5 protein-coding genes are annotated in these 5,120 nt (G+C 33.3%); 4 read left to right on the top strand and 1 reads right to left on the bottom strand.

Annotated elements, in window-relative coordinates; all coding sequences use genetic code 11:
- The coding region (locus SOY52_RS01005) for a SulP family inorganic anion transporter (RefSeq protein WP_320847121.1) at positions 1-1,570 on the top strand (1,570 nt) is incomplete at its 5' end.
- A gap of 29 nt (positions 1,571-1,599) precedes the next feature.
- Here the strand turns inward: SOY52_RS01005 and SOY52_RS01000 are convergent.
- Positions 1,600-2,682 carry an adenosine deaminase gene (locus SOY52_RS01000; RefSeq protein WP_320847120.1) on the bottom strand — a complete coding sequence of 361 codons (1,083 nt, stop codon included), beginning with the start codon at positions 2,680-2,682 and terminating at the stop codon, positions 1,600-1,602.
- 188 nt (positions 2,683-2,870) lie between these two features.
- Between SOY52_RS01000 and SOY52_RS00995 the strand changes: the two genes are divergently transcribed.
- The 3 genes from SOY52_RS00995 to SOY52_RS00985 form a co-directional block, all read left to right on the top strand.
- Entirely contained in the window at positions 2,871-3,383 is a 513-nt protein-coding gene (locus SOY52_RS00995) for an ankyrin repeat domain-containing protein (protein ID WP_320847119.1), read from the top strand.
- A gap of 66 nt (positions 3,384-3,449) precedes the next feature.
- Positions 3,450-4,247, top strand: coding sequence for an SDR family NAD(P)-dependent oxidoreductase (locus SOY52_RS00990; protein ID WP_320847118.1), 798 nt, complete (start codon positions 3,450-3,452; stop codon positions 4,245-4,247).
- 542 nt (positions 4,248-4,789) lie between these two features.
- A partial coding sequence (locus SOY52_RS00985) for a hypothetical protein (protein ID WP_414429575.1) occupies positions 4,790-5,120 on the top strand: 331 nt, incomplete at its 3' end.

Here is a 5,120-nt window from a genome sequence, read left to right as displayed (position 1 = left end):
TATGCAGATAAATAATTACTTTACAATCCTTAAAAAAGAATTTAGAGGTTATAATGCTTCTGCTTTTATGAAAGATGCTCTTGCAGGTATTACATGTACTGCTGTTGCTCTTCCTTTAGCTTTAGCATTTGGTGTTTCATCAGGAGCAGATGCTGCTTCTGGTCTCATTTGTGCAATTATTGCAGGTCTTGTAATTGGTGGGTTATCAGGTGCTTCATATCAGATATCTGGACCAACTGGAGCTATGGCTGCAATTTTGCTTTCCTTAAGTGCAACCTATGGTTTACAGGGGGTATTTGCAGCAGGTTTCTTATCAGGACTTTTATTATTGCTCTTTGCAATCTTTAAGATTGGTAAACTTGTTAGTTTTATTCCTAAACCAGTAATTACAGGCTTTACATCTGGCATTGCTATTATCATTGCACTTGGACAGGTGGATAATGCCTTTGGAACAGTATCACAAGGTAGTAGTGCAATTGCAAAGCTTGGGAGCTACTTTACACTAGGCTTCCATCCAGCACTTAGTGCTGTATTTTATACAGTTCTTTGTGCCCTAATCATGATACTTTGGCCAAAGAAGTTTAATAAAGTTTTCCCATCATCACTTCTTGCAATTATTGTGGCTTTAGTTGTTCAACTAATTTTTAACTTAGATGTTGCAACTGTAGGAGCAATTCCTAGAACATTACTTCCTGAAGAAAGATTGATGTTCTCATCATTAAATCCTGCTTACTTAGTCAAGTTCTTATCTCCTGCATTATCAATTGCACTCTTAGGTATGATCGAATCTCTCCTTTGTGGTGCATCTGGGGGAAAGATGAAGGGTGAAAAGATTGATGCAACTCAAGAACTTTATGCACAAGGTATTGGTAATGCCTTAATTCCTTTCTTTGGTGGTATTCCTGCTACAGCTGCTATTGCAAGAACAAGTGTAGCAATTAAAAGTGGTGGTGTAACAAGAATGGTATCAGTAATTCACTCCGTTGGATTACTTTTATCAATGTTCTTACTCTCCCCATTAATGGCAAAGATTCCTCTTGCAGCGTTATCAGGTGTATTAATGGTTACTGCTTGGAGAATGAATGAGTGGGAAACTATTCATGTTATTTTCTCAAAGAAGCTTAAGACAAGTATTGCTCAATTCTTAGTTACAATGATTGCAACTGTAGTATTTGACCTTACAACAGCAATTATTATTGGTGTTGGTCTTTCAATGCTATTATTTGTATTAAGAGCTAGCTCTGACTTAACAATTGAAGTTGAAAAGGCAAGTAAAGATACATGTGCAATATTTATTAATGGTATGCTTTTCTTTGGTAACCAAGATAAGATAACAGCTGTTGTAAATAAATTAGCAAGTGAAGGATTTAGGAAGTTCGTCTTCTCTCTAAGAGGCGTTTCCCAAATAGATCATAGTGGTGCTGAAGAGCTTGGTTCAATTCTTGAAGAATGTAAAGCTAGAGGCTTTAAGGTTGCACTTTGTGGTTTGCAAAGTGAAGTTGAAACAATGCTTGAAAGAGTTGGTGTTGAATACAAAGAATATAAATCACCAAATATTAAATCAGTATGAAAATAGGAGAGGGCAAGTTGCCCTCTCTTTTAATCTATTGAGTATTCCTTACGAAGTTCAGCATATTGCTTTTTTATAATATCATAGATAATTGCTATCTTTTCATTGTGATGAAGGAATGCAGATTTCATTGCATTTATAGTAATCTTTTCAATATCGCGAAGAGATAAATTATACTTTTCTGCAGCAATAGTGAATTCTTTAGTTAAGTTAGTATCACTCATGAGGCGATTATCAGAACATAAAAATACTCTAAAGTTATTTTTAAAGAAGATTGGGAAAGGATGCTTTTCATAGCTTTCTACAGCACCAGTTCCAACATTACTTGTTAAGCACATTTCCATTGGTATTCTTCTATCAAGTACAAATTGTGATAGTGAACCAAGCTTTAATATGCTACTACCTTCAATGTGCATATCTTCAACGAGTCTTACGCCATGACCAATTCTGTGTGCACCACAGATTTGAATGGCTTGCCAAATAGACTCAACTCCAAAGGCTTCACCTGCGTGAATTGTAATATTAAAGTTTTTATTTCTAATATATTGGAATGCATCTAAGTGCTTCTTAGGTGGATGACCATATTCATCACCAGCGATGTCAAAGGCTACAACACCTCTATCTGAAAAAGCTACAGCTAATTCAGCAATTTCTAGAGTATGAGCAGGATCCTCATTACGCATTGCACATAAAATTAAACCATATTGAAGCCCTGTTTTGGCCTTTCCTCTATCAAGGCCAGCAAGAACAGCTGTAACAACTTCTTCTAGATTTAGACCTTTTTGAGTGTGCAAATCTGGAGCAAATCTTATTTCTGCGTAAACAACATTCTCTTTAGCTAAGTCTTCAATTGCTTCAAATGCAATACGCTCCAAGTTCTCTTTTGTCTGCATAACAGCAATAGTGTATTGGAAAGTTTCTAAGTAAAGAGAAAGAGACTTTTGCATACAGCCCCTTACAAACCAAGCTTTAAGCTCCACAGGATCATGAGAAGGGAGCGGAAGATTTTCTTTTTCTGAAAGCTCAATAATAGTTTCAATTCTTAGTCCACCATCAAGATGGTCATGAAGTTCAACTTTAGGAACTCTTTTAATCATATCTTTTGTGATCATGAATTAAGTATAGTTGATGAGAAAGAAATTGACAAACAAATAATAGGGGTATTAAAAATCTTAATACTGATCAAGTAATTTTTAGTATTATCTAAGATTAGTTATAGTAAAAAACGGTATTTTAATATTTTTTCCTATTTACCTTTTCTTATATAAATAATAGGTTATAGCTAAGGAGAAAATTACAAATGGCAAAATCTACTGATTCTTTAAACAAGAAGCTTCTTCAGGCTGCAATCTCAGCAACAAAAGCAAGTGAAATTAAAAAGCTTGTTGAAGCAGGTGCGGACATCAATGTACACAATGAATGGGGTTTAACTCCTGTAATGCTCGCAGCTCAGTATAATCACTGTGTAGCAGTTCTTAAAGCTCTTATCGAACTTGGTGGTGATATCCACGAAGCAGAACCAAAGTATCGTTCAAATGCACTTCACCTTGCTGCAAACAATTCAGACAATCCAAAGGTTATTGAGACACTCCTTTCAGCAGGTGCAAACATCGATGCAAGAAACTATCTTGGCGAAACAGCTTTAATTATGGCTGTAAACAACAACAGTGAGACAAAGATTGCTACTCAGCTCATCAAGTGTGGTGCAGATATCAATGTCTGCGATTATCAAGGTCACTCAGTTCTTGATTACGCTAAAGCTGTAAAGAAGACTTATATCATCAATCTTCTCAAGAACAGTGGAGCAAAATGAGTCATCATTGTCACTAAGACTTTAAGGCATGGAAATTCCATGCCTTTTGTTTTATAGTTAACAGCTATGAAAAATGCAGTAATAACAGGTTCTTTAAGTGGTCTTGCTCAAGCCGTCATAAAACAATTACTTAATAAGGGATATAGAGTATTTGAAGGTGACCTTGCAATAAAGGAAGAAACCATAAGAGGTAATGAGTATTTATTCCCTCTTGATTTAACTTCTGATGAAAGCATTTTAAACTTCTATAAAAAGGTAACTAATTATACAGATAAAGTAGATGTAATTACTAATTTTGCAGGTATTGTAATTTTAGGTTCATTTGTTGAGCTTCCATTTACGACAATAGATAAGATAATGGCAATAAACTTTACATCGACCTTTAAACTAAACAACTTGTTCTTTGAAGAAATTAAATCTGCAAAAGGAAGAATAATAAATATTTCAAGTGAATATGCACGTATTACTGCTATTCCTATTCATGGGTATTATCCTCTATCCAAACATGCTGTAGATAACTATAACGACTCTTTAAGACGTGAGATGCAGGTTCATGGTATTAAGGTAATTGGAATAAGACCTGGTGCATTTAAAACTAATATGCAGGGTGGAATTAATTCAGCTTTTGATACTCTATTAGCATCAACAAAGTACTATAAACGTTTCTTAACTCGTATTAAGTTCTTAATGACAGGGGAGCTTAAAAATGCAAAAGACCCTAAAATATTAGCAAAAGTATATATCAAAGCTTTAGAGAGTAAGCATCCTAAATATTATTACAATGTGAAGAATAGTTTAAAGATGAAACTATTAACGATACTACCTGCCCATCTACAGGATTATATTTTTAAATTATTCTTTTGATTTTATTAATCAAAAAAAATAGCTTAAATTCCAGAGATTCAAATTAATTCTAAATGCTTTCTAGTGGTGGCTAAAAAACTGATACAGGCTATAGAACAGATATTTCATATCAAGGTAGTCATGACATTTATGTATTAGGAGATTTTTGAAATATCAATTTTTTAATTATTTTGGCATATGTATTGGGATAAGCTTTATTCAAAAGAATTATAGGATAGAGCACTATTACTTAAGTTACACAATAAGTACTCCATTTGAATAAAAACTATCTTGAGTTTTCATTAATACCTAGTATTCCTATTTCCTTTAATAATAGTATGGATGATTACATAAATAATGGATTTATATGGATTAAAGATTATAGAGAAACACGAATAAATGACTAATCTTATACTCTTTTAGGTCATACCTGTAAGAGTATTAGTTTCTCTATAATAAATAGAAAAAAACAAATTTTTATTATTAATAGTAGGAGGTAATAAAAACAAAAGAGAAGTAAATCTTTGTAATACTATCTCAAGAAGTTATTAATAAGGAAATGTATGTTGAAATCAAAAGAAAAATATACAGAGGAAGAAAGAGCGATAGCGAGGTCACTACGTCCTATCGATGATACTCTCTTTCGCACTATGGCAAAGGATAATAGTCCTTTTGTAGAGCATATTGTTCGAGTAACCTTAAATAGAGATGATATATCCATATTAAAAATTAACACACAAGATGATATATATCTCTATGATAAAGGACATTCTGTTATTCTAGACTGTCTTGCTGTTGATAAAGAAGGTACTTACTATGATATAGAGGTACAAGCATCTAAGAAAGGAGATGAAGTAAAAAGAGCAAGATATATATCATCAATGATAGATTCTA

The organism is Bullifex sp., assembly GCF_034103065.1.
Lineage (GTDB): Bacteria > Spirochaetota > Spirochaetia > Sphaerochaetales > Sphaerochaetaceae > Bullifex.
The sequence above is the reverse complement of the archived record's forward strand: the minus strand, read 5'-3'. Positions and strand labels throughout refer to the sequence as shown.

What these genes read in the sequence shown, in the direction of transcription:
- SOY52_RS01000 (WP_320847120.1), bottom strand. Translation starts at nt 2,682, where the DNA reads ATGATCACAAAAGATATGATTAAAAGAGTTCCTAAAGTTGAACTTCAT.
- SOY52_RS00995 (WP_320847119.1), top strand. Translation starts at nt 2,871, where the DNA reads ATGGCAAAATCTACTGATTCTTTAAACAAGAAGCTTCTTCAGGCTGCA.
- SOY52_RS00990 (WP_320847118.1), top strand. Translation starts at nt 3,450, where the DNA reads ATGAAAAATGCAGTAATAACAGGTTCTTTAAGTGGTCTTGCTCAAGCC.